This is a genomic window from Pseudomonas sp. YuFO20, from assembly GCF_035064975.1.
GTDB classification, from domain to species: domain Bacteria; phylum Pseudomonadota; class Gammaproteobacteria; order Pseudomonadales; family Pseudomonadaceae; genus Aquipseudomonas; species Aquipseudomonas putida_AE.
Genome location: NZ_JAXDEO010000001.1, coordinates 164155 through 189186, shown reverse-complemented (window position 1 = coordinate 189186; position 25032 = coordinate 164155). Strand labels below are relative to the sequence as shown.

The following is a 25032-nucleotide window of genomic DNA, read 5'->3' as shown; positions in this document are numbered from 1 at the left end:
TTGAGGGACGCACCTCTGCGGGCGCTTCAGCGGTTTTTTCAAACCAACAGATATCGGGACGCCGCGCGGGCGACCGCCGTCACGCCCAATCGATCTGTTTCCATATATTGCACCGCCTTTGCGCCCGTAGTCGCGGTGTTACCCTGCAAAAGCCCAGACCAAAGGGAAAAGTCCTACACGAAAAGCGCCAAGTCACCCCAAGGAGCCCCACGCCATGCATGCCATCAGTTTTATTCAGGATCTGGCAGTGATCATGTTGGTTGCAGGCGTGGTGACCGTGCTTTTCCATCGTTTCAAGCAACCGGTGGTGCTGGGTTACATCGTGGCGGGCTTCATCATTGGCCCGCACACGCCGCCGTTCGGCCTGATCCACGACGAAGAAACCATCAAGACCCTGGCTGAGCTGGGGGTGATTTTCCTGATGTTCTGCCTGGGCCTGGAGTTCAGCCTGCGCAAGCTGTTCAAGGTCGGTGCCACGGCGTTTATCGCGGCGTTCCTGGAAATCGTCCTGATGATCTGGATCGGCTACGAAATCGGCCGCTGGTTCGATTGGAACACAATGGACTCGCTGTTCCTCGGGGCGATCCTGGCCATTTCCTCGACCACCATCATCGTCAAGGCGCTCAATGACCTGAAGATGAAAAACCAGCGTTTTGCGCAGTTGATATTCGGCGTTCTGATCGTCGAAGACATCCTGGGCATCGGCATCATCGCCTTGCTTTCGAGTATCGCGGTCAGCGGCACGGTCAGCTCGGGCGAGGTGTTCTCCACCGTCGGCAAGCTGTCGCTGTTCATGATCGTCGCGCTGGTCATCGGCATCCTGCTGGTGCCGCGCCTGCTGGCCTATGTGGCCAAGTTCGAAAGCAATGAAATGCTGCTGATCACCGTGCTGGGCCTGTGTTTTGGCTTCTGCCTGCTGGTGGTCAAGCTTGAGTACAGCATGGTGCTCGGTGCGTTCCTGATTGGCGCGATCATGGCTGAGTCGCGGCAGTTGCTGAAAATAGAGCGCCTGATCGAACCGGTTCGCGACCTGTTCAGTGCGATTTTTTTCGTCGCCATCGGCCTGATGCTCGACCCGAAGATCCTGCTGCAATACGCCTGGCCCATTGCCGTGATCACCCTGGCGGTGGTGCTCGGCAAGATGCTGTCCTGCGGCATTGGCGCCTTTATCGCCGGCAACGACGGACGGACCTCACTGCGCGTCGGCATGGGTCTGTCACAGATTGGCGAATTTTCTTTCATCATCGCTTCGCTGGGCATGACCCTGCAGGTCACCAGTAACTTCCTCTATCCGGTGGCCGTGGCGGTTTCAGTGCTCACGACGTTAATGACGCCGTACCTGATCCGGGCAGCAGACCCGCTGTCGATCAAGCTGGCGGCCGTGATGCCGCAGCGCCTGGGCCGCGTATTGGGCATGTATGGCGAATGGCTGCGCAGCATCCAGCCGCAAGGCCAGGGGGCATTGCTGGCCTCGATGATTCGGCGGATCTTGCTGCAGGTGGGGGTCAACCTCGCGCTGGTCATCGCGATCTTCTTTTCCGGCGCGTACTTCGCCGAAGGCATATCCACTTACCTGCAAGGCTGGATCGGCGACCCGAGCTGGCAGAAAGCGTTGATCTGGGGCGGGGCACTGCTGCTGTCGCTGCCATTCCTGATTGCCGCGTATCGCAAGCTCAAGGCATTGTCGATGTTGCTGGCGGAAATGGGCGTCAAACCGGAGATGGCGGGCCGTCACACGCAGCGAGTGCGCCGGGTGATCTCCGAAGTGATCCCGATCCTCTCGCTGCTGGTGATTTTCCTGCTGTTGGCAGCCTTGTCGGCCAGTATTCTGCCGACCAACAAGTTGCTGGTCCTGATCGCCGTGGTCGCGGCCGCCGTAGCGGCGCTGCTGTGGCGCTGGTTCATCCGCGTGCACACACGGATGCAGGTGGCCTTGCTCGATACCCTGGAAAACCACAAGGATTCGCCGGGGCATTGACCAGGTGGGGCGAAGGACTCAGCTTTCCAGCCAGACGTCCCGCGCCCAGTGCCATACCGATTCCCAGGTTTCTTCGGCGATCAGCTCTTCTTCGGCCTGCCAAAGCACCACGGTGCCGTCTTCTTCGACGCAGTAGTAGTCGTCGCCATCCTGGCAGATCGGGATCAGGCTGCGATCGACGCCTGCATCCCAGGCGTTGGCGGCAACGTCCGGCAGGTAGGTGTGGGATTGCGGGTCAGTCACGGTGACTGGTTCCAGGCTGCCATAGACCACGTCGCTGACGGTCAGCAGGAATTCTCTGAAGACGAATGGAATGTCGATGAACAGTTGTTCTTCGATCTCGACCAGCAGATCTTCGTCGGGCAACTCCAAGGGGACCGGTACCGGTTCGTTGGCTTCACGCAGTTGTTCGATGATTTCTTCCACGTCCGGGATCCTCTTGCATGTATGGCGCGGTTTATATGGGGCGGTTTATACAGTAGCTCGCTATAGATGCAACCGCGAAATAGAAAACCCCAGCCGAGGCTGGGGTTTTTATTACAGCAAGTGAAGCGCGGAGGGGAATCAGCCGTTCTGGCGGATACCGGCCACCAGCCAAGGCTGGTTTTCGCCCTGTGCACGTTCCATGTTCCAGCTTTCGCTGAACACTTCGCCCTGGTCGAAACGCGAGGTTTTCGACACGCCGCTGAAGGTCAGGGTGGCGATGGTCTTGTCGGCGCGATCATCCACGCCGTCCAGTTGCACAACGAGGTTATCGATGTAGGTGGACTGGAAGCCGTCACCCAGGTCGGCGCGTTCGCGCTTGAGGAACTCCAGCATCTGCGGGGTCACGAACTCGGAGATCTTGTCCATTTCGTTGGCGTCCCAGTGCTGCTGCAGGGACTGGAAGTGGTTACGGGCCGCTTCAATGAAGTTCTTCTCATTGAACCAGGCTGGCGCATTGATTACCGGACGAGCGGCAACCGGTGCAGCCGAACCGCCGAAGATCGAACCACCAGCAGGTTTCTGTTCGAAGGCTTCACGCTGCATCGGCGGGGCGTAGCCAGCTGGAGCCATGTGCGCCTGCTGCTTGCGACGACGAGCGGCGATGAAGCGGAAGACCAGGAACGCGATGACCGCCATGATCAGGATGTCGAAGATCTGCATGCCCTGGAAACCGTCGCCCATGAACATGGAAGCCAGCAGGCCACCGGCGGCGATACCGGCCAGAGGGCCGAGCCAGCGCGAAGCGCCACCGGCCTTGGCGGCGGCGCCAGCGGCACCGGCTGCACCAGCGGTCGCAGCTGCGCCGCCCATGCCTGGAGAAGAAGGAGCCATCTGGCTGGTTTGATGTGTCGGCGCAGCGCCTGCGCTTTTGCCACCACCAAAGCGCTTGGCGGCATTGGCGTCGAGGCTCATCGTCAGGCCGATGCACAACGCCATGGCGATGCTAAGAAAACGTTTCATATAGGGAATTCCCATTTGTGGAAGGCACGCGCGCCATGTTGCACAGCTGAAGTGTTACTGGCTAGCGGCAGAGTGTTTCGGGCTTTTGCCTGACAGGTTGCATTCAGCTTCAATCAGCGCAATAGGGCCTGTTAACTTTGGTCTGTAGGATAAGTAAATAAGTTCTGTAGGAAATGATACCTGGCGTCGCAGCGCGAGCAGGATGACGCCCGCCGTGATCAGGCCTATGCCAGCGCCGCGTAACCTTGTGGGAGCGGGCTTGCTCGCGAAGAACGATAACGCGGTGTTCCTGACGAACCGCGGTGCGACCTTCGCGAGCAAGCCCGCTCCCACATGGGTTCTCAGGCTTTCCTTAGATCGCTTCCAGCTTCGCGTAACCCAGCATCAACCACTTGCTGCCTTCGCTGAAGTTAACCTGCACCCGAGCCGCCGCGCCGGCGCCTTCGAAGTTGAGGATCACGCCGTCACCGAAGATCGAGTGGCGCACAGTCTGGCCCAGGCTGAAGCCGGTCTGCGGAATCTCGCTGCCGCTGAACAGGTTGCTGCCGCTCATCGACTGGTTGCCCCCGAACGGACGGCTGACGCTGTTGGACAGCCGCACCTCCTGAATCAGGCCCTTGGGCACTTCGCGTACGAAGCGCGACACCTTGTTGTAGGTCTCGCTGCCGTACAGGCGTCGGGTTTCAGCATAGGTCATGACCAGGTTCTGCATGGCCCGAGTGATGCCGACATAGGCCAGGCGACGCTCTTCCTCAAGACGGCCGGGCTCTTCCAGGCTCATCTTGTGCGGGAACAGGCCTTCTTCCATGCCCACCAGGAACACATAGGGGAATTCCAGGCCCTTGGCACTGTGCAGGGTCATCAGCTGAATGCTGTCTTCGTGTTCGTCGGCCTGGGTATCGCCGGCTTCCAGTGAGGCGTGACCGAGGAAAGCCGCCAGTGGCGTCAGGTCCTCGTCCTCTTCGCTGTTTTCGAAGTTGCGCGCGGCGCTGACCAGTTCCTCAAGGTTTTCTACCCGTGCCTGGCCTTTCTCGCCTTTTTCCGCTTCGTGGTAGGCGATCAGCCCCGACTGCTCGATGACGGTCTGGGTCATCAGGTGCAACGGCATGTCCATGCACTTGGCGGCGAGGTTCTCGATCAACTCGACAAACGCCCCCAGCGCGCTGGCTGCGCGGCCGGTAACGCCTTTGTTGGCCACCAGCTGACGCATCGCTTCCCACATCGACACATCGCTGTGGCGCGCATGGTCGCGGATCGCCTCGACAGTTTTCTCGCCGATGCCCCGGGCCGGCACGTTGATCACCCGCTCCAGCGCGGCATCGTTGCCACGGCCTTCGAGCAGGCGAAGGTAGGCCATGGCGTTCTTGATTTCAGCGCGTTCGAAGAAACGCTGGCCGCCATAGATGCGGTACGGAATGCGCTCGCGCAGCAAGGCTTCTTCCAACACGCGCGATTGGGCGTTGGAACGGTACAGGATCGCGATATCGCTGCGAGCCAAGCCGGTTTTCAGCGCACTTTCGATGGTTTCGACAACGTAGCGAGCTTCATCGTGTTCGTTGAACGCGGCGTACAGATTGATGGCTTCGCCGTCGCCGCCATCAGTCCACAGCTCTTTGCCCAAGCGCCCGGTGTTGTTGGCGATCAAGGCGTTGGCGGCCTTGAGAATGCCGGCGGTGGAGCGGTAGTTCTGTTCCAGGCGAATGGTTTCAGCGTCCGGGAAATCTTCGGAGTACTGGTAGATGTTCTCGATTTTCGCGCCACGCCAGCCATAGATCGACTGGTCGTCGTCGCCGACCACCATCAGGCTGTCGCCACCCTTGGCCAGCAGGCGCAACCAGGCGTACTGCACGGCGTTGGTGTCCTGGAACTCGTCCACCAGAATGTGCCGGAAGCGCTTCTGATAATGCGCCAGCAGGCCAGGGTGATCACGCCACAGGTCGAGGGCGCGCAGCAGCAATTCGGAGAAGTCGATCACACCGGCGCGCAGGCAAGCGGCCTCGTAGGCCTCATAGATGCCGCGCATGGTCGCCAGGAACAGATCGCCGCTGGCTTGAATGTGTTGTGGGCGCAGGCCTTCGTCTTTCTGTCCGTTGATGAACCACTGGGCCTGACGGGCGGGCCAGCGTTGTTCGTCCAGGCCGAGCTCGCGGATCACCCGCTTGACCAGGCGTTGCTGGTCGTCGCTGTCGAGAATCTGAAAGGTCTGGCTCAAGCCCGCTTCCTGCCAGTGCGCCCGCAGCAAGCGGTGCGCCAGGCCGTGGAAGGTGCCGACCCACATACCGGCCGGGTTGATACCCATCAGCTGCTCGATGCGATGGCGCATCTCGGCAGCAGCCTTGTTGGTAAAGGTCACCGACAGGATGGAGTGGGGCGAGGCGTTTTCGACCTGGATCAACCAGGCGATACGGTGCACCAGCACTCGGGTTTTACCGGAACCAGCACCGGCCAGGACCAACTGACGACCCACGGGGGCAGCTACGGCCTGGCGTTGGGCATCGTTGAGGGAGTTCAGCAGAAGGGAGAGATCATCGCGCATCGGGGCATTCTAGGGGGCCGCGTCAGCTCGGGCAAACCCCGCTTTGCTTTAGCCGATGAAAGTTACCCATGGACGACCGGTCGGTCATCGGCTGCAAGCGTTGGCCGGCCCCGCTTGAAGGCATTCTGCCACGTCTGGCAGTCGACAATTTTTGTCTGTTTTTTGATCGGTAGCGGTTTGGTCCGGGCATTGCGTTGTGTATGCTCCGTCGACGTTTCGGGCTCATGCTCATCATTATAAGAACAAGAACACTGCCTATGACCCTCAGCTTCGACCTGTCGGGCCCTACTGTGGAGCCCCGGGTTATTCGTAAACGATACGCCATGGAAATGGCGGTCGAACGCACGCGTCTGCTGTACCAGGGTTCCTTGCTGCCCACACTGTTCATGTTGATCAATGGCCTGGTGTGCGCCGGTTTGCTCTGGAGTCCGCAGCGTTACTTCCTGGTCAGTGTCTGGCTGGTGTGGTTGCTGTCGCTGGTGGCATTGCGGGTGATCCAGGTGGCGGCCTTCGATTCGGCGATTCCCAACCGCCAGGCGCATCCGATCTGGCGACGCATGTTTCTGCTGGGCTCGGGTCTCACTGGCCTGACCCTGGCCGGTGCCGGTATTGCCCTGGTTCCCGCCGATAACTTCATTCAACAAGCCTGGGTCTTCGGCCTGATCGGTGCCGCGGCGCTGTCGGCCAGCGTGGCCTACGCGGTGAGTTTGCCGGCGTTCCTGTCCTTCACCTTGCCCTGCCTGTTGCCGGCCATCGCCTATATGTTCTGGGGCGGGGACGACCAGCAACACGGTTGGGGCTGGTTCGGCCTGATTTTGCTCGGCGCTTTGAGTGTGGTCGCCTGGCAAGTGAATCGGTTGATCGATCGTGGGATGTTGCGCCGCTTTCAGAATCAGGCGCTGATCGAGCATCTGCAGCAAGTGCAGAACTGCAGCGACCAGCTCAATCAAAAGCTGACCCGGGAAATCGACCAGCGTCGGCGTGCCGAAGACGAATTGCGCGAGATCCAGGTCGATCTGGAAAGCCGTGTCGCCCAGCGCAGTCTGGAGCTGGACGCGGCCAACCAGGCGCTGAGCAAGAGTGAGGCGCGCCTTGCGCTGGCATTGAAGGCCAGCGAACTGGGGCTGTGGGACTGGAACCTGCAAACCGACGAGGTCCATCACACGCAGATCCAGGAATTGTTCGGTCTGGAGCCGGAACAGGTGACGGCTATCCTGCGCCACCTCAAGCCCCGGCTGCACCCCGACGATCTGCCTGCATTGAAAAGGGCGTTGGTCGAGCATTTGAAGGGCCGCACCGAGGACTACCAGATCGAGTATCGCGTGCGGCATGGCGCTGGCCACTGGGTGTGGATCGAAGACCGTGGGCGGGCGGTCGAACGTGCCGACAACGGGCGGGTGATTCGCATGGTGGGCACGCGGCGCGATATCAGTGCCAGCAAGGCCCAGGAGGAGCAACGGCAGTTGGCGGCGACGGTGTTCGAGGCCGCCAGCGAAGGTATCGTGATTTTCGATCCGGGTTATGCCCTGCTTGCGGTCAATCAAGCCTTCAGCCGGGTCACTGGCTATAAAATCGAGGAGATGCTTGGGCGCAACGTGGTCGAGTTGCCCTGCAGTCGTGATGCGCGACGGCATTACGGTGCGATCCATCAAGCGCTGGAGCAGCACGGCAGTTGGCAGGGTGAACTGGTGGAAACCCGCAAGAACGGCGAGATGTATCCACAATTTCTGCAATTGAATGCAGTACGCGATGTGCGGGGCAATGTCAGTCATATCGTGGGCTTCTTCGCCGATCTCTCGGCACGGCGAGAATCCGAAGAGCGCATGCGCTACCTGACCCATTACGACGAACTCACGGGGCTGGCCAATCGCTCGATGTTCCGCGAACGGCTGGGCGAGGCGCATCAGCGGGTGCGTCAGGGCGGTTATCGCAGCCTGGCGTTGTTGCACATCAATCTGGATCGTTTCAAGCAGCTCAACGACAGCCTGGGGCACGAAGTGGCCGATCAGCTGTTGCAAAAGATGGCCCGGCGCCTGGTCAATGCATTACCTGAGGCAGACACCATCGCCCGCTTGTCCGGCGATGAATTCGCCGTGCTGTTCAATGCCTACGGTAACCTTTCCAGCCTGGCGCGGGTGGCCACGCGCCTGTCGGCCAAATTGCGCTTGCCGGTGACCGTCGAGGGTCATGAGCTGGTGGTCAGTGCTTCCATGGGCATCAGCCTGTTGCCGGATAACGCCCGGGAAATATCCGCATTGGTCAGTCAGTCGAACATGGCCATGCAGCACGCCAAGCATTTGGGCGGTAACAATTTCCAGTTCTACACCGATAGCTTGCAAACCAGCACCCTTGAGCGCTTGCAGCTGGAAAACCATCTGCGTAAAGCGGTTGAAGAGAAACAGCTGAAGGTGTTCTACCAACCAAAACTGTGCCTCGCCACGGGCAGGCTCAATGCCGCCGAGGCCCTGGTGCGCTGGGACCACCCGACCATGGGGCGGGTGCCGCCGGGGGATTTCATCGGTCTGGCGGAGGAGACCGGGTTGATCGGCCCGATCGGCGAGTTCGTCTTGCGCCAGGCCTGCTGGCAAGCCTGTGAGTGGCAACGCCTGGGACTCGAGGCGATTCGGGTGTCGGTCAATCTGTCGGTGCATCAATTGCGCCAGGGCAAGCTGGTCAGCCTGGTACGTCAGGTCCTGGAAGAAACCGGACTGGCGCCGCATTACCTGGAGCTGGAACTGACCGAAAGCCAGTTGCTCGACAGCGTCGAGCACATTATCGCGACGTTCCAGCAACTGCGTGATCTGGGGGTGAAGCTGGCGATCGATGATTTTGGCACCGGCTATTCGTCCCTGAGCTACCTCAAGCGCATCCCCGTGGATTACGTGAAGATCGATCAGGCGTTTATTCGCGGCCTGGGAGAGGGCACGGAGGATGCGGCGATTACCCGAGCGATTATTGCCATGGCCCACGGCTTGAAATTGAAAGTGGTGGCTGAAGGCGTGGAGCGACTGGAGCAGCTGGAGTTTTTGCAGGCTGAACGCTGTGATGAAGTGCAGGGCTATCTGATCAGCCGGCCGGTTGAGGCGCAGGCTCTGGCGGATTTGCTACGAGCGCAAGGCGTAAGTTAGCGACGAAGTTTCCCGCCAAGCACTTGGCGTGTCTGGCGGGAAATTCTATAGCGTGGGAAATACACTGCTCTTAATGGGTAATCATTACTTCACTTATATGGTGCAGTAATTTTCCATCATGGAAGATGCTGACGCCGGTGACGTTTGAGTTGCCCATTTCCTTGTACTCGACAAACTTGTCTGTTAGAACCTGCAGCGACATGTCGCTTGATTCTTCGAGTAGCAGGTCCAGGCGTATATTAGTGGTCTTGTCTTGCCGTGCACTCAGGACCAGCGTTGGTGTAATGCCACTATTGGCGACCGTTACGGTGCCGTAGGTGCGGAAAGAAGCAGCGCCCGGCATCCGGTCTATTTGTGCGGTCCAGCCTTTGGATGAAATGCTCATTATATGTAACTCCTGTAATCAAGTTTAGGTGCGTCCTGCCTGAGCAAAGGTATCTAACTTGACTTTGTTGTGGGAGTTATAATTGCATTGTATTTGTAAAGTTGTATGTTCGAAGTGGCGGCTCAAGTTCTCGAAAAGAACTTGAGCGCACTCATTGTGAGGGATGTATATATCAAGCCAGCTCGCCACACAGGTCCCATTCGACCAGTCGCCGAACCTCGGAAGGTTCAAGTCCTGCACCCAGCAAGCCATGCAGTTTGCCGAACGCTGCTTCACGGGTCATGCCGCCACCTGAAAGCACACCGGCCACCCGCAAACGACTACCCGCCTCATAAACGTCCAGCTCTACGCCGCCTTCGTGGCACTGCGTGACTGCCACCACCACGACGCCCGCGTCCCGTGCCCGTTCCAGGCTGGCGAGAAAACCCGGGTTGTCGCTCGGACCGGTACCGCTGCCATAGCACTCCAGCACCAGGCCCTGAATGCCGCTGTCGATCAGGCCATCCAGAATTTCGGCGTCGATCCCAGGAAACAACGGCAGCACGCCGACTTTCGCCAGTTGCTTGCCCTGGTTGTAATTCAGCTGTGGCGGCAGGGAGTCGACCTTCACGCCACCACCCTGACGTTCCAGGCGCTTGAACGGATGCCGGCCAAAACTGCGCACCTTGGCGCAACGGGTCGGGTCCAGCAGTTCGCCGTGGAAGTACAGGTGCACGCCCGGCGCCAAGCCTTGGCCCAAAGCAACCAGCGCGCCGCCCAGGTTTTCCCAGGCATCGCTGTCGGTTACGCCGGCCGGCAGCATCGAGCCGGTAAAGCACACGCGGGCGTGCAGGCCAAGCAATTGAAAACTCATGGCGGCGGCACTGTAGGCCAGGGTGTCGGTGCCGTGCAGGATCAGCACGCTGTCGCAACCTTGCACGTCCACGGCATCGACCACCGCTTCACGCAATTGCTGCCAATACGCCGGGGTCATGTTGGCGCTGTCGATCAGCGGCGACATCTCGCGAAAGCGCCATTGCGGTACCACCAGATCAGGCTGGCTGTGCAGGTATTCGCGCATCCGCGCTTCGAAACCGGATGCCGGCGCCAGGCCGTGTTCGCTGGCTTGCATGCCAATGGTGCCGCCGGTGTAGAGCACCATGACGTGCTGGGCGGCAGGGTAGGTCGAGGAATTCATGGGGTGCTCCGATAACGATGAGTTCCTGTGTGGGAGCGGGCTTGCTCGCGAAGAGGGAGTGTCGGTCAACATTGATGTTGCCTGACACACCGCTTTCGCGAGCAAGCCCGCTCCCACAAGGGATAACGCACTTTAACCGATCAGCGTTGCGCTGCGGGCACGCCCTGTGACTCGGCTTCAGCCTTGGTGATGGCGGCTGGCGGATTGGCTGGCCAGGCTTGGCGATCCAGGTCCAGGTCGGGGAACTTGCTCGAGTCGAACACCGGGGTCTTGATCCCGGCCGCGCGCTGGTCATCGTAGTCACGCAGGATGCGCATGCCGACCTTGAACAGCAGGAACAGCGCGATCAGGTTGACGAACGCCAGCATCGTCATGGTGATGTCGGCAAAGGCGAACACGGTCCCGAGGTTTTCGATGGCGCCCCAGAAAATCAGGACCAGCACCAGCGCACGGTAGCCCATCAGTGCCTTGCGGTTTTCACCGATCAGGAAGCGCAGGTTGCTCTCGCCCAGGTAGTAGTTGTAGAGGATCGAGGTGAACACGAACAACGCCAGCGCCACGGAAATGAACATCCGGCCCCAGTCACCGACCACGGCGGCGAGGGAGTTCTGGGTCAGGGCTATGCCGTCGCCTTCGAAACCCGGGGTATAGAAGCCCGACAGCAGGATCAGCAAGGCCGTGCAGGTGCAGATGACGAAGGTGTCAAGGAACACACTGAACGCCTGGACCACCCCTTGTGCGACCGGATGCTCGACCGCAGCCACCGCGGCCACGTTCGGCGCGCTGCCAAGGCCGGCCTCGTTGGCGAACACGCCGCGCTTGACTCCCATGATGATGGCGCTGCCGATCAGGCCGCCAAACGCCTGGTCCAGGCCGAAGGCGCTCTTGACGATGGTCATCAGCATGCCCGGCACCTGATCGAACTGCAGCACGATCACGTAGATGGTCACGCCGATGTACACCAGGGTCTTCACCGGCACCAGCAGGTCAGCGACCTTGGCGATGCGCTTGATCCCGCCGATGAACACCAGGCCCAGCAGCACGGCCAGGCCAAGGCCGGTCCAGGTGGTGTCGAGGCCGAACGCGTTGTTCAGAGAGTGGGTCACGGCATGGGATTGCAGGCCGTTGAAGGCGAAGCCGAAGGTAACCAGCAGCAGGAACGCCATGATCATCCCCAGCCAGCGCTTTTGCAGGCCGTGCTGGATGTAGTAGGAAGGGCCGCCACGGAACTGGCCTTCACTGTCGCAGCGCTTGTAGAGCTGGCCGAGGGAGCATTCGAAGAAGCTGCTCGACATGCCGACCAGTGCGGTTACCCACATCCAGAATACGGCACCGGGGCCACCCAGTGTCACGGCAATGCCGACACCGGCAATGTTGCCTGCACCGACACGCCCGGCCAGGCTGAGCATCAAGGCCTGGAAGGAACTGAGTTGGCCGGCGCTGCTTTTGAGGCTGTCGCGGAAGACTGCGAACATATGGAAGAAGTGACGCAATTGAACGAAACGCGAGCGGATCGTGAAGTAGCTACCGAGCCCGACAATGAGCACGATCAGTACTTTGCCGGAGAGGAAGTCGTTGATGACTTCGAGCATGGATATTCCTCGCTGTTTTTTGTGGGGGCAGATGCTGGCCGGACAGAAACATCGCGTTACACCAGCGGGCGCACGGCACAACAGGTGGGTCGATGTTCGTCCCGGTTTCATATCGCGGGTTTGTTATTAGTTCGGGTTTCGCATGGGTTGTGGTCTCGCTACCGACGACCGCCTACGCGAAGAGGGGCGGCACTATACCGATGAGAGTGCCGTCCGTCTGCACGGTTGTGGTGCATGCGGTTAAACGAAGGGGGTTTCGGGGTGCTTGAGGGCCTCTTCGCTGGCAAGCCAGCTCCTACAGGTGGTTGGTGTTCACCCTGTCCTTGCAGGCGCTGGCTTGCCAGCGAAAAGGCCAGCAAAAGCACCACAAGTTCCGAGTAAAAAAAAGGGCCTGGAGAATGATCTCCAAGCCCTCAAAAGGTGAGAGGTGTCTAGTCCCTCGACCTGGTGAGCGGTGGCTCTTGGTTAAAGAGCTGGCGTTTGGTCAGGCTTTAAGCGGGACCAGACGCGGGGCAATCATGTTTTCCGGGCGCAGGATGTCGGCGAGCATGGCGTCGTCGAGCAGGCCTTCTTCACGCACCAGTTCCAGCACGCCGCGGCCGCTTTCGAGGGCGATACGGGCGATGCGGGTGGCGTTTTCATAACCGATGTACGGGTTCAGCGCGGTGACCAGGCCGATCGAGTGCTCGACCAGTTCACGGCAGCGTTCTTCGTTGGCGGTGATGCCGGTGATGCAATGCTCGCGCAGCATGTCCATGGCGCGTTGCAGCAGGCGGATCGAGTCGAAGATCTTGAAGGCGATCAGCGGCTCCATCACGTTCAATTGCAGCTGGCCGCCTTCGGCCGCGATGGTCAGGGCCAGGTCGTTGCCGATGATCTGGAATGCCACCTGGTTCACGGCTTCCGGGATAACCGGGTTGACCTTGCCTGGCATGATCGAGCTGCCTGGCTGACGCGCCGGCAGGTTGATTTCGTTGATGCCGGTGCGTGGGCCGCTGGACAGCAGGCGCAGGTCGTTGCAGATCTTCGACAGCTTGACCGCGGTACGCTTGAGCATGCCGGAGAACAGCACGAAGGCGCCCATGTCCGAGGTGGCTTCGATCAGGTCGGCCGCCGGTACCAGCGGGTGACCGCTGATGGTGGCCAGGCGCTGAACGGCCAGGTGCTGGTAACGCGGGTCGGCGTTGATGCCGGTGCCGATCGCGGTGCCGCCCAGGTTCACTTCGGTCAGCAGTTCGGGTGCCAGCGTCTTCAGGCGTGCCAGGTCTTCGCCCAAGGTGGTGGCGAAGGCGCGGAATTCCTGGCCAAGGGTCATCGGCACGGCGTCTTGCAGCTGGGTACGACCCATCTTCAGGACGTGGCTGAATTCTTCACCTTTGGCGGCGAACGACTGGATCAGGCTGTCGAGGCTGGCCAGCAGCGCGTCGTGACCCAAGAGCAGACCCAGGCGAATTGCCGTCGGGTAGGCGTCGTTGGTCGACTGCGCCATGTTCACGTCGTTGTTCGGGTGCAGGTACTGGTACTCGCCTTTCTCGTGACCCATTGCTTCGAGAGCAATGTTGGCAATCACTTCGTTGGCGTTCATGTTGGTGGAAGTACCGGCGCCGCCTTGAATCATGTCCACCACGAATTCTTCGTGGAAATCGCCGCGGATCAGACGGGCACAGGCTTCGCTGATGGCAGCGTGCTTGGCTTCGCTCAGGTGACCCAGCTCGCGGTTGGCGTCAGCGGCAGCTTGCTTGACCATGGCCAGGCCGACTACCAGCTTCGGGTAATGCGAAATCGGAACGCCCGAGAGACGGAAGTTGTTCACCGCTCGCAGGGTCTGGATGCCGTAATACGCTTGAGCCGGTACTTCGAGTACGCCAAGCAGGTCTTTTTCTGTGCGGAATGATGCAGCGGAGGACATGATAGAAATCATCTCAATATGGACCCGGGCTGTGCCGGAACACTGCAAATGCTAGGCTTGTGGAGAATTTTGGGCCAATGCTATTAAACACTGGCCTATGCATATTCGGCATAATGTCGATGTGACGCCGTGTTCGCGGTGAGCGTGTGACCTAAATTGGTGCGTTCCGGGAGGACGTGATGAATCTGGAAAGTAAATGGCTGGAGGACTTCAGTGCCCTGGCCGCCACCCGCAGTTTCTCCCAGGCAGCGGAACGCCGTTTCGTGACTCAACCGGCCTTCAGCCGCAGGATCCGTAGCCTTGAAGCCGCGCTGGGGCTCACCTTGGTCAACCGCTCGCGCACGCCGGTGGAGCTGACGGCGGCGGGCCAGCTGTTCCTGGTCACCGCGCGCACCGTGGTCGAGCAGCTCGGTGAAGTGCTGCGACACCTGCATCATCTGGAAGGCGGGCAGGGCGAAGTGATGCAGGTCGCGGCGGCGCACTCACTGGCACTGGGTTTTTTCCCGCGCTGGATCGCGCAACTGCGCAATGAAGGGTTGAACATCGCTACAAGGTTGGTGGCGACCAACGTCGGCGACGCCGTGCACGCGCTGCGCGAAGGTGGATGCGACCTGATGCTGGCGTTCTACGATCCGGATGCCGCCATGCAGATGGACCCTGAGATCTTTCCTTCCCTGCACCTTGGGCATACCGAAATGCTCCCGGTGTGCGCGGCAGATGAGCAGGGCAAGCCCCTGTTCGATCTGGAGGGCGAGGCCAGCGTGCCGTTGCTGGCCTACAGCGCGGGAGCGTTTCTCGGGCGTTCGGTGAACGGTTTGCTGCGCCAACGCGCGCTGCGCTTTACCACGGTGTATGAAACCGCCATGGCCGATAGCCTCAAGAGCATGGCGCTGGAAGGGCTGGGGATTGCCTGGGTGCCGCAACTGAGTGTGCGCGCCGAGCTGGCGCGCGGTGAACTGGTGGTGTGCGGTGGGCCTCAGTGGCATGTGCCGTTGGAGATCCGTTTGTACCGCTGCGCGTTGGTACGCAAGGCGAACGTGCGGTTGTTGTGGCGCAAGCTGGAAGGTGGCGCTGCCCAAAGTACCTGAGACCGCGGAAACTCAAATGTGGGCTTGCTCGCGAATGCGGTATGTCAGGCAGCATTGATGTTGACTGACCCACCGCTTTCGCGAGCAAGCCCGCTCCCACAGGAGATTTGTGCTGTATTCCATTGACCTGGGAGTCAATAAAACCGGGACTTTGCGCCGTATGACAGATGGTCGCAACAGGGGCTGTTTATCTGCTGTATTGAGGTATACTGCGCGGCCTTCGGCCGGTTACGACCGGCCATAATTCGTACAATCAAGCCACGCATTTTGCGTGGCTTGTTGTTTTTTGATGCGCCTGCGGGCGCCCAGAGAGAAGAGGCACGACGATGAGTGCATTGGTTGGCGTGATCATGGGCTCCAAGTCCGATTGGTCCACCCTTAGCCACACCGCCGATATGCTGGAAAAGCTCGGCATCCCCTACGAGGTGAAAGTGGTCTCTGCCCACCGCACCCCGGACCTGCTCTTCCAGTACGCTGAAGAAGCCGAGGCGCGTGGCATCGAGGTGATCATCGCCGGTGCCGGTGGCGCAGCCCACTTGCCTGGCATGTGTGCGGCCAAGACCCACCTTCCGGTGCTGGGCGTGCCGGTGCAGTCGGCGATGCTCTCGGGCGTCGATTCGCTGCTCTCGATCGTGCAGATGCCAGCAGGTATTCCGGTCGCCACCCTGGCCATCGGCAAGGCCGGTGCGATCAACGCAGCCCTGCTGTCGGCGAGTATCCTGGGCGCCAAGCACCCGCAGTTCCACGAAGTACTGAAAACCTTCCGTGCTGAGCAGACAGACAGCGTCCTGGAAAATCCAGACCCACGCATCGCCTGAGGTTGTTGACGATGAAGATCGGTGTAATCGGTGGCGGCCAGTTGGGTCGCATGTTGGCGCTGGCGGGCACTCCGCTGGGCATGAACTTCGCTTTCCTCGACCCGGCGCCGGACGCTTGCGCCGCCGCGTTGGGCGAACACCTGCGGGCCGATTACGGCGATCAGGATCACCTGCGTCAGCTGGCTGATGAGGTCGATCTGGTGACCTTCGAATTCGAGAGCGTCCCGGCGGAAACCGTGGCGTTCCTGTCGCAGTTCGTGCCGGTTTACCCGAGCGCCGAAGCCCTGCGCATCGCCCGTGATCGCTGGTTCGAAAAGAGCATGTTCAAGGACCTGGGGATTCCGACCCCGGCATTTGCCGACATCCAGTCTCAGGCTGACCTCGACGCCGCCGTGGCCTCCATCGGCCTGCCCGCCGTACTGAAAACCCGCACCCTGGGTTACGACGGCAAGGGCCAGAAGGTCCTGCGCACACCGGAAGATGTCGTGGGTACCTTCGCCGAACTGGGCAGTGTGGCCTGCCTGCTGGAAGGCTTCGTACCCTTCACCGGCGAAGTCTCGCTGATCGCCGTGCGTGCCCGCGATGGCGAAACCAGGTTCTACCCGCTGGTGCACAACACCCACGACAGCGGCATCCTCAAGTTGTCCGTGGCCAGCACCGATCACCCGTTGCAGGCCTTGGCCGAGGATTACTCCAGCCGAGTGCTCAAGCAGCTGAATTATGTGGGCGTGATGGCGTTCGAGTTCTTTGAAGTCGACGGCGGCCTGAAAGCCAACGAAATCGCCCCGCGCGTGCACAACTCCGGGCACTGGACCACCGAAGGCGCCGAGTGCAGCCAGTTCGAAAACCACCTGCGGGCGGTCGCCGGCCTGCCGCTGGGTTCGACCGCCAAGGTCGGCGAAAGCGCGATGCTCAACTTCATCGGTAAAGTGCCGGAGACTGAAAAAGTCCTGGCCATTGCTGATTGCCATCTGCACCACTACGGCAAGGCGTTCAAGGTCGGCCGCAAGGTCGGTCACGCCAACCTGCGTTGTGCAGATCGCGAAACCCTCGCCGCGCAGATCCTCAAGGTCGAAGCGCTCATCGCCGAGTAAAACAGTTTCATGTGGCAGCGGCGGAACCATTCAGGGGCCGCCGTTCTCTCATGGCAGGATGCCAAAGTCTGACTAGGCTTTCGCATAACCAACCAAATCAGAGGGAAATGCCATGGGAATCATCGGAACCATCTTTATCGGCTTGATCGTCGGCCTGCTGGCACGGTTCCTCAAACCGGGCGATGACAGCATGGGCTGGATCATGACCATCCTGCTCGGTATTGGCGGTTCGCTGGCGGCTACTTATGGCGGCCAGGCCTTGGGTTTCTACCAGGCGGGCGAAGGTGCAGGCTTCCTCGGGGCGCTGGTGGGCGCTGTGATCTTGCTGGTGATCTACGGCCTGATCAAAAAGAACTGATTCAAGCGACAAAGTCCTCTCGGCGGCGCAGCCCGGGAGGACTAGAATGCCCGGCGATTTCCTTATCTCTACCGAGCATTTTCATGCGCCGTCTTCTGCTGACTCTTGTTTTACTGAGTACGGGCCTTGCCCATGCCGGCGAGCTGCCGGAAACCGACTGGCTCGAACTGATGCCCAAGTCGGACCAGAAAGCCCTCGAGGCCATGCCCGAAATCGACCACGACTCCCCGGAAGCCAATGGCACCTTCACTGAAAAAGGTGGCATGAAGCAGAGCAAGGGTTTGCCCGCGGTGATGTATTCGACCAGGACCGTAGCGTCGATGAACGACAAGGACATCCGTATCGGTGGTTACCCGGTACCGCTGGAGTCTGACGCCAAGGGCCGTAGCACCTTGTTTTTCCTGGTGCCTTACCCGGGCGCCTGCATCCACGTTCCACCTCCGCCACCCAATCAACTGGTGCTGGTGCGTTATCCCAAGGGCTTGAAGCTGGAGGATATCTACACGCCGCTGTGGGTGACCGGCACGCTGAAGATCGAGAAGGTCAGCAATGACCTGGCGGATGCGGCCTATGCGCTGGATGCGGCGAAGGTGAGAGTGGTGCAGGAGTCGGATTTGTAACTCGCCGGTTGGCATGGCACAGCCAAATGTGGGAGCGGGCTTGCTCGCGAAGGCGATATGTCAGGCAACATTTATGTCAACTGACACTCCCTCTTCGCGAGCAAGCCCGCTCCCACATTGGTTTCATGGTGCTACAGAGATTTGCTGCCGATGCTTACGCCCAAGGTGTGGCTGGCACCCGGTGCCAAAGTCACCACATCCCCCAAGACATTCGCCGTTTCAATGCACAGCATGCGCTGCCAGCCATCGTCGGCCATGTCGCTGAATGCCGCGGCGCGTTCGGTCCACGGGTTCCAGATTACTGCTGAACGTGAGCCGGTACTGGTCAGCTCGATTCGCCGCTCCCAGGCCGGGTCGACAATGCTCAGCCGGCTCGGTGTATCGAGGTAGATGCGATCGGTTTCGCCGGTAAAGCGCAAGTCACCGGCCTGGGTCACGGTTTTCCAGTCGTCCAGGGTCTCGATATAGCTCAAGCCGTCCAGCCCTTCGACATGCACTTCGCGCACATCGCTGACCGCGAAATAGCTGTGCAGCGCCTGGCTGATCGTAACGGTGTCGGTGCCCTGGTTGTGGCTGGTCAGGCTGATATGCAGCTGCTCGTCCAGACGAATGCTCAACTTCAGGTCGACCTGGTGTGGCCAGCCTGGCAAGCCGTCTTCGGGGCAGGGCAAGAGGAATTCGATCTTCAGGTTTTCACCCTCGGACTCGATGCCGCCCAACTCCCAGTCCATCGTCCGCACCAGCCCATGGGCAGTGGCGGGTTCGTTGCTGACGCGCATCGCCTGGACGCTCTGCGGGTTGCGCGCCAGGTTGCCGAACCACGGCCAGCACACCGGCACGCCGGCACGGATGCTTTTGCCGGCCTTGAACACGGCCTCGTCGTTGAGCCAGATCAGCGGCGGTTGCCCAGCCAATTGATAGCTGAGGATGTGCGCACCTTGCTGGGCCACCAGCAATTCGGCCTGACCGTGGCGGATGCGCCAGCAGTTCAGTTCATCCAGTTTGACGGCTTCAACGTTGGGCGTGCTCATGGGACAGCTCTCGATCAGTAACAATGACTGCAATGGACCGCAAAACGCCTGGCGGGTTTAACGCAGCCGGGTTTTAACGAGCCCGGGGCGGAACAGAACGGGTACGGCCGCTGCCATCGATGGCGACAAACACGAACACCGCTTCAGTGACTTTGCGCCATTCGCTGGACAGTGGATCGTCGCTCCAGACCTCGACCATCATCTGGATCGAGCTGCGGCCGATTTCCAGGGCCTGGGTATAAAAGGAGAGCTGAGCGCCCACGGCGACCGGAACCAGGAAGGCCATGCGGTCGATCGCGACAGTGGCCACGCGACCGCCGGCCACCTTGCTGGCCATCGCGGTACCGGCCAAATCCATCTGCGCCACCAGCCAGCCGCCGAAAATATCGCCAAAGCCGTTGGTTTCGCGAGGAAGCGCGGTGATTTGCAGGGCCAGGTCGCCTTGCGGGATCGGATCTTCTTGTTCGAGCTCTATCATGCCGGGGGTGCCTCTGACCCGTGACTCTTCGTAGGTATAGCGGGTGAATAGCCGTCTCGGAAAAACGATTCATCCCCGAACATACTGCGTTCGTCACGTTTTTCGTAAGGCGCCTAAAGGGAAACTCTGCGAAATCGCCTGTGAACCTGAGGCGTTTTCGCACAGCAACCCTTGTTAGCTATCGCTCACTTGCGAGTATATCGGTCGGTAGACTCCGATACGACCGTCGGGTTCTCATTTTGACCATCAAATACGCGCCTCTATGTGCTTTTTCGAACAATTTGCTATCGTGCCGGTCCTGCCCGAGCCCTTGCCAGCGTTGTTGGGGCGGCAGACCTGACTATAAGAGAAGCCCTTGCCATGACCACAGCGCCCTCGAGTATCGCGCAGCCTTCCCAATCCGCACGTCCGCTGACCCGCAACGATTACAAGACGCTATCGCTGTCGGCCCTGGGCGGCGCGCTGGAATTCTACGATTTCATCATCTTCGTGTTCTTCGCCACGGTGGTGGGCAAGCTGTTCTTCCCGGCGGACATGCCCGAGTGGCTGCGCCTGATGCAGACCTTCGGCATCTTCGCCGCCGGTTACCTGGCGCGACCGCTGGGCGGCATCGTGATGGCGCACTTCGGCGACCTGCTGGGGCGCAAGAAGATGTTCACCCTGAGCATCTTCATGATGGCGGTGCCGACCCTGATCATGGGCCTGCTGCCGACTTATGCGCAGATCGGCATGTGGGCGCCGATCCTGTTGCTGCTGATGCGGGTGATCCAGGGCGCGGCGATTGGCGGCGAAGTGCCGGGTGCCTGGGTCTTCGTTTCTGAACACGTCCCGCAGCGGCATGTCGGTTATGCCTGCGGCACCCTGACCAGCGGCCTGACGGCGGGCATCCTCCTGGGTTCGCTGGTCGCCACGGCGATCAACAGCGTCTATACCCCGGTTGAAGTAGCGGATTACGCCTGGCGGATCCCATTCCTGTTGGGTGGCGTGTTTGGTCTGTTCTCGGTGTACCTGCGCCGCTGGCTGCACGAAACTCCGGTGTTTGCAGAGCTGCAACAGCGCAAGGCCCTGGCCGAAGAAGTGCCATTGCGTGCGGTGCTGCGTGACCATCGTGGCGCGATTGCCATTTCGATGCTGCTGACCTGGCTGTTGTCCGCCGCCATCGTGGTGTTGATCCTGATGACCCCGACCGTGCTGCAGACGGTCTATCACTTCTCGCCAACCATCTCGTTGCAGTCCAACAGTGTGGCCATCGTGTTCCTGAGCATTGGCTGCATCATTGCCGGCGCCCTGGCGGATCGTTTTGGCGCGGGGCGCGTGTTCGTGGTCGGTTGCACGGCATTGCTGGCCAGTTCCTGGACCTTCTATCACAGCCTGGCCGACCATCCTGACTGGTTGTTCCCGCTGTACGCCCTGACCGGCCTGCTGGTGGGCACCATCGGTGCGGTGCCGTACGTGATGGTCAAGGCGTTCCCGCCGGTGGTGCGTTTCAGCGGCCTGTCGTTCTCCTACAACGTGGCCTATGCGATTTTCGGTGGGTTGACGCCGATGATCGTCAGCCTGTTGCTCAAGGAGAGCCCGATGGGGCCTGCCTATTATGTGGCGGTGCTTTGCGGAGTCGGGATTCTGGTGGGTGCTTATCTGTGGAAGAAGGGTCGATAATTTTCGACTTTCCTATCGTCTGTACCGTCCCAATCGCCAGCAGGCTGGCTCCCACATTGAAATGCATTCCAATGTGGGAGCCAGCCTGCTGGCGATTGGGGCGCCATAAATCATGTTCTAAAAACTCGAATACTGGCCTTTCATCCAATTGTCATATTTCAGCCATAGAGTGTTCACACGGCCTGCTGATACTTGGCCCCGAATAACACACCCTATCTGCTAGGAGTAAGGCATGAAACTGAAGCGTTTGATGGCGGCAATGACTTTTGTCGCTGCTGGCGTTGCGACTGCCAACGCGGTTGCCGCTGTTGACCCTGCTATCCCGAGCTACACCAAGACCACTGGTGTGTCGGGCAACCTGTCCAGCGTCGGTTCCGATACCCTGGCCAACCTCATGACCCTCTGGGCCGAGAACTACAAAAAAGAATACCCGAACGTCAACATCCAGATTCAGGCCGCCGGTTCGTCTACCGCGCCACCTGCGCTGACCGAAGGCACCGCTAACCTGGGCCCGATGAGCCGCAAGATGAAGGACAACGAGCTGCAAGCCTTCGAAACCAAGTATGGCTACAAGCCAACCGCTATCCCGGTTGCCGTGGACGCCTTGGCTGTATTCGTGCACAAGGACAACCCGATCAAGGGCCTGACCATGGCTCAGGTCGACGCGATTTTCTCCTCGACTCGCCTGTGCGGCGCCAAGACCGACGTCAAGACCTGGGGTGACCTGGGCGTGACCGGTGACCTGGCCAACAAGCCCCTTCAACTGTTCGGTCGTAACTCGGTATCCGGTACTTACGGCTACTTCAAGGAAGAAGCCCTGTGCAAAGGCGACTTCAAGCCAAACGTCAACGAACAGCCAGGTTCGGCTTCGGTTGTGCAGTCGATCAGCAGCTCGCTTAACGGCGTCGGCTACTCGGGCATCGGCTACAAGACTGCCAGCGTGAAAACCGTTGCCCTGTCCAAGAAAGAAGGCGGCGAGTTCATCGAAGACACCGAAGAAAACGCCCTGAACGGCAAGTACCCGCTGTCGCGCTTCCTGTACGTCTACGTCAACAAGGCCCCGAACAAGCCTCTGGCCCCGCTGGAAGCCGAGTTCGTGAAGCTGGTTCTGTCCAAGCAGGGCCAGGAAGTCGTGGTGAAAGACGGCTACATCCCGCTGCCAGCCAAGGTTGCAGCAAAAGCACTGGCTGACCTGGGTCTGCAGGAAGGCGGCGCAGAAGTCGCAAAAAAGTAAAACCCTGAGCCCGAGGTAACCTCGGACTCTGTAGGAGCCGGCTTGCTGGCGATGGTCATCCATCCGCAGAAAATGTGTCGGATGTACCATTTTTCGCCAGCAAGCCGGCTCCTACACCCCCCAAATTCTCGCTCCGCTGCCGGTTTCACCAGGCGGCGGATTTGTTGCGTCACTGCACTGTCATCTTTCTGTCATACAGGATCGCTAGGGTGTGCGAATGAATGATCTGGCCAATTCCACAATGACTACAAATCCCCCCAAGCGAATTGATTTCAATACGCCTGAGCTGCAACGCAAGCGCCGCATCCGCGCGCTCAAGGATCGCCTGACCCGCTGGTACGTCCTGGTGGGCGGCCTTGCCGTTCTCGGTGCGATCACCCTGATCTTTTTCTTCCTCGCCTACGTCGTTGCGCCCCTGTTCCAGGGTGCCAGCCTGACGTCCAGCGACGCCATCACGCCGGCGTGGATGCAAGACGCCGGCAAGCCGTTGATGATCTCCCTGGAAGAGCAGAACCAGGTCGCCATGCGGGTTTCCGACAAGGGCCAGGCACTGTTTTTCGATATCGACAATGGCGCTGAACTCAAACGCGTCGATCTGCCGGTCCCGGTGGGTGCCACTGTGACGTCGATTGGTGACGACCAGCCAGGTCAACCACTGGTGGCGGTGGGCTTCTCCAACGGCCAGGCACTGGTATTCCGTCACACCTACAAAGTCAGCTACCCGGACGGCAAGAAAACCATTACGCCGGCCATCGAGTACCCGTACGGCGAAACGCCAATCGCGCTGAATGAAGCCGGTGGTGCCCTGGAGCACGTCAGCCTCAACGCCAACGATTCGACCCTGATGCTGGTCGGTTCCACCGGTTCGCAACTCAATGTTCTGTCGCTGACCAGCGAAGAAAACATGATGACCGGCGAGATCACCAACGAGCAGAAGCGCATCGACCTGCCGCAGATGACCGAGCCGGTGAAGAACATCTTCGTCGACCCGCGCCAGCAATGGTTGTACGTGATCAACGGTCGCGCCCAGGCCGATGTGTTCAGCCTGCGCGACAAGAGCCTCAACGGTCGCTACAAACTGCTGGAAGACGGCGAAGCGCAAATCACCGCCAGTACCCAACTGGTGGGTGGCATCTCGCTGATCCTCGGCGATTCCAAGGGTGGCCTGGCCCAGTGGTTCATGGCCCGCGACCCGGATGGCGAGCAGCGCCTGAAGCAGATTCGTACCTTCCAGATGGGCACCACGCCTATCGTTGAAATCACCGCTGAGGAGCGCCGCAAGGGCTTCGTTGCCCTCGATGCCGCCGGCAAGCTCGGCGTGTTCCACAGCACCGCGCACCGTACCTTGCTGGTCGACCAGGTGGTCGAGGGCCAGGGCGTGTTCGGTCTGTCGCCACGGGCCAACCGTGTGATCGTCGAAGCCGGCGGCAAGCTGCAACCGTTGCTGCTCGACAACCCGCACCCGGAAGTGTCGTGGAGCGCGTTGTGGAGCAAGGTCTGGTACGAAAACTACGACGAGCCTAAATACGTCTGGCAATCGACCGCCGCCAACACCGACTTCGAACCGAAACTGAGCCTGTCGCCACTGACCTTCGGTACCCTCAAAGCCGCGTTCTACGCCATGCTGCTGGCCGCGCCACTGGCCGTCGCCGCTGCGATCTACACCGCGTACTTCATGGCCCCGGGCATGCGCCGCAAGGTCAAGCCGGTGATCGAGCTGATGGAAGCGATGCCGACGGTGATCCTCGGTTTCTTCGCCGGCCTGTTCCTCGCGCCATATGTAGAAGGGCACTTGCCGGGCATCTTCAGCCTGCTGATGTTGCTACCGATCGGCATCCTGGTCGCCGGTTTCACCTTCAGCCGCCTGCCTGAGTCGATCCGCCTGAAAGTCCCGGATGGCTGGGAAAGTGCGCTGCTGATTCCGGTGATCCTGTTCGTGGGCTGGTTGTCGCTGTACATGAGCCCGTTCATGGAGAACTGGTTCTTCGGCGGCGACATGCGCATGTGGATCTCCCACGACCTGGGTATTACCTACGACCAGCGCAACGCACTGGTGGTCGGTCTGGCCATGGGCTTCGCGGTCATCCCGAACATCTACTCCATCGCCGAAGACGCCGTGTTCAGCGTGCCTCGCGGCCTGACCCTGGGCTCCCTGGCCCTTGGTGCAACGCCGTGGCAGACCATGACCCGCGTAGTGATTCTCACCGCCAGCCCGGGCATCTTCTCGGCACTGATGATCGGCATGGGCCGTGCGGTCGGTGAAACCATGATCGTGTTGATGGCCACCGGTAACACCCCGGTCATGGAAATGAACCTGTTCGAAGGCCTGCGTACCCTCGCCGCCAACGTCGCGGTAGAAATGCCGGAGTCGGAAGTCGGCGGCAGCCACTACCGCGTGCTGTTCCTCTCGGCGTTGGTGCTGTTGCTGTTCACCTTCGTCATGAACACCCTCGCAGAACTGATTCGTCAGCGTCTGCGCAAGAAATACTCGTCGCTTTAAG

19 protein-coding genes are annotated in these 25032 nt (G+C 60.3%); 10 read left to right on the top strand and 9 right to left on the bottom strand.

What is annotated here, in order from left to right:
- Nucleotides 1–214 precede the first annotated feature (214 nt).
- Entirely contained in the window at nucleotides 215–1978 is a 1764-nt protein-coding gene (locus tag SOP85_RS00915) for a cation:proton antiporter (protein WP_274073752.1), read from the top strand.
- A gap of 18 nt (nucleotides 1979–1996) precedes the next feature.
- Here the strand turns inward: SOP85_RS00915 and SOP85_RS00910 are convergent, their stop codons facing one another.
- From SOP85_RS00910 to uvrD, 3 genes are all read right to left on the bottom strand, one after another.
- The gene (locus tag SOP85_RS00910) at nucleotides 1997–2404 is read right to left on the bottom strand and encodes an SMI1/KNR4 family protein (protein WP_003187120.1); all 408 of its coding nucleotides are present in this window, start codon (nucleotides 2402–2404) and stop codon (nucleotides 1997–1999) included.
- A gap of 138 nt (nucleotides 2405–2542) precedes the next feature.
- Complete coding sequence (locus tag SOP85_RS00905) at nucleotides 2543–3424, bottom strand: Tim44 domain-containing protein (protein WP_274073751.1); 882 nt, start codon at nucleotides 3422–3424, stop codon at nucleotides 2543–2545.
- 352 nt (nucleotides 3425–3776) lie between these two features.
- Nucleotides 3777–5960 (bottom strand): DNA helicase II, encoded by a 2184-nt coding sequence (gene uvrD / locus SOP85_RS00900; RefSeq protein ID WP_274073750.1) that lies wholly within the window; start codon nucleotides 5958–5960, stop codon nucleotides 3777–3779.
- Between the two features lie 257 nt (nucleotides 5961–6217).
- On the opposite strand from uvrD, the gene SOP85_RS00895 reads away from it, so the two are divergent.
- Nucleotides 6218–9088: an EAL domain-containing protein gene (locus SOP85_RS00895; RefSeq protein ID WP_274073749.1), complete on the top strand. Its 2871-nt coding sequence runs from the start codon at nucleotides 6218–6220 to the stop codon at nucleotides 9086–9088.
- A gap of 70 nt (nucleotides 9089–9158) precedes the next feature.
- Here SOP85_RS00895 and SOP85_RS00890 read toward each other — a convergent pair whose 3' ends face one another.
- The 4 genes from SOP85_RS00890 to aspA form a co-directional block, all read right to left on the bottom strand.
- Nucleotides 9159–9473, bottom strand: a complete 315-nt coding sequence (locus SOP85_RS00890) for a hypothetical protein (RefSeq protein ID WP_274073748.1) — start codon at nucleotides 9471–9473, stop codon at nucleotides 9159–9161.
- Nucleotides 9474–9645: 172 nt separating this feature from the next.
- Nucleotides 9646–10650: an asparaginase gene (locus tag SOP85_RS00885; protein WP_323607389.1), complete on the bottom strand. Its 1005-nt coding sequence runs from the start codon at nucleotides 10648–10650 to the stop codon at nucleotides 9646–9648.
- Between the two features lie 140 nt (nucleotides 10651–10790).
- Entirely contained in the window at nucleotides 10791–12242 is a 1452-nt protein-coding gene (locus SOP85_RS00880; protein ID WP_323607390.1) for an alanine/glycine:cation symporter family protein, read from the bottom strand.
- Between the two features lie 484 nt (nucleotides 12243–12726).
- Entirely contained in the window at nucleotides 12727–14151 is a 1425-nt protein-coding gene (gene aspA / locus SOP85_RS00875; RefSeq protein ID WP_274073745.1) for an aspartate ammonia-lyase, read from the bottom strand.
- 179 nt (nucleotides 14152–14330) lie between these two features.
- On the opposite strand from aspA, the gene SOP85_RS00870 reads away from it, so the two are divergent.
- The 5 genes from SOP85_RS00870 to SOP85_RS00850 all read left to right on the top strand — a co-directional run bounded on the left by SOP85_RS00870 (nucleotide 14331) and on the right by SOP85_RS00850 (nucleotide 18129).
- Nucleotides 14331–15239 (top strand): LysR substrate-binding domain-containing protein, encoded by a 909-nt coding sequence (locus SOP85_RS00870; RefSeq protein WP_046818579.1) that lies wholly within the window; start codon nucleotides 14331–14333, stop codon nucleotides 15237–15239.
- A 326-nt stretch (nucleotides 15240–15565) separates the two neighbouring features.
- Nucleotides 15566–16057 carry a 5-(carboxyamino)imidazole ribonucleotide mutase gene (purE, locus tag SOP85_RS00865; protein WP_034149342.1) on the top strand — a complete coding sequence of 164 codons (492 nt, stop codon included), beginning with the start codon at nucleotides 15566–15568 and terminating at the stop codon, nucleotides 16055–16057.
- 11 nt (nucleotides 16058–16068) lie between these two features.
- Complete coding sequence (locus SOP85_RS00860) at nucleotides 16069–17151, top strand: 5-(carboxyamino)imidazole ribonucleotide synthase (protein ID WP_180202118.1); 1083 nt, start codon at nucleotides 16069–16071, stop codon at nucleotides 17149–17151.
- Between the two features lie 112 nt (nucleotides 17152–17263).
- Nucleotides 17264–17509: a GlsB/YeaQ/YmgE family stress response membrane protein gene (locus SOP85_RS00855; protein ID WP_045057799.1), complete on the top strand. Its 246-nt coding sequence runs from the start codon at nucleotides 17264–17266 to the stop codon at nucleotides 17507–17509.
- A gap of 83 nt (nucleotides 17510–17592) precedes the next feature.
- On the top strand, nucleotides 17593–18129 hold the full coding sequence (locus SOP85_RS00850; RefSeq protein ID WP_274073744.1) for a DUF3299 domain-containing protein: 537 nt from the start codon (nucleotides 17593–17595) through the stop codon (nucleotides 18127–18129).
- Nucleotides 18130–18260: 131 nt separating this feature from the next.
- Here the strand turns inward: SOP85_RS00850 and SOP85_RS00845 are convergent, their stop codons facing one another.
- Nucleotides 18261–19160 carry a D-hexose-6-phosphate mutarotase gene (locus SOP85_RS00845; RefSeq protein WP_323625735.1) on the bottom strand — a complete coding sequence of 300 codons (900 nt, stop codon included), beginning with the start codon at nucleotides 19158–19160 and terminating at the stop codon, nucleotides 18261–18263.
- A gap of 73 nt (nucleotides 19161–19233) precedes the next feature.
- Entirely contained in the window at nucleotides 19234–19638 is a 405-nt protein-coding gene (locus SOP85_RS00840; protein WP_007896491.1) for an acyl-CoA thioesterase, read from the bottom strand.
- Nucleotides 19639–19998: 360 nt separating this feature from the next.
- Between SOP85_RS00840 and SOP85_RS00835 the strand changes: the two genes are divergently transcribed.
- From SOP85_RS00835 to SOP85_RS00825, 3 genes are all read left to right on the top strand, one after another.
- Nucleotides 19999–21297: an MFS transporter gene (locus SOP85_RS00835; protein WP_274073742.1), complete on the top strand. Its 1299-nt coding sequence runs from the start codon at nucleotides 19999–20001 to the stop codon at nucleotides 21295–21297.
- 232 nt (nucleotides 21298–21529) lie between these two features.
- Nucleotides 21530–22531, top strand: coding sequence for a phosphate ABC transporter substrate-binding protein PstS (locus tag SOP85_RS00830; protein ID WP_274073741.1), 1002 nt, complete (start codon nucleotides 21530–21532; stop codon nucleotides 22529–22531).
- Nucleotides 22532–22997: 466 nt separating this feature from the next.
- Complete coding sequence (locus SOP85_RS00825; RefSeq protein ID WP_323625778.1) at nucleotides 22998–25031, top strand: ABC transporter permease subunit; 2034 nt, start codon at nucleotides 22998–23000, stop codon at nucleotides 25029–25031.
- The last annotated feature ends 1 nt before the right edge of the window (nucleotide 25032 follow it).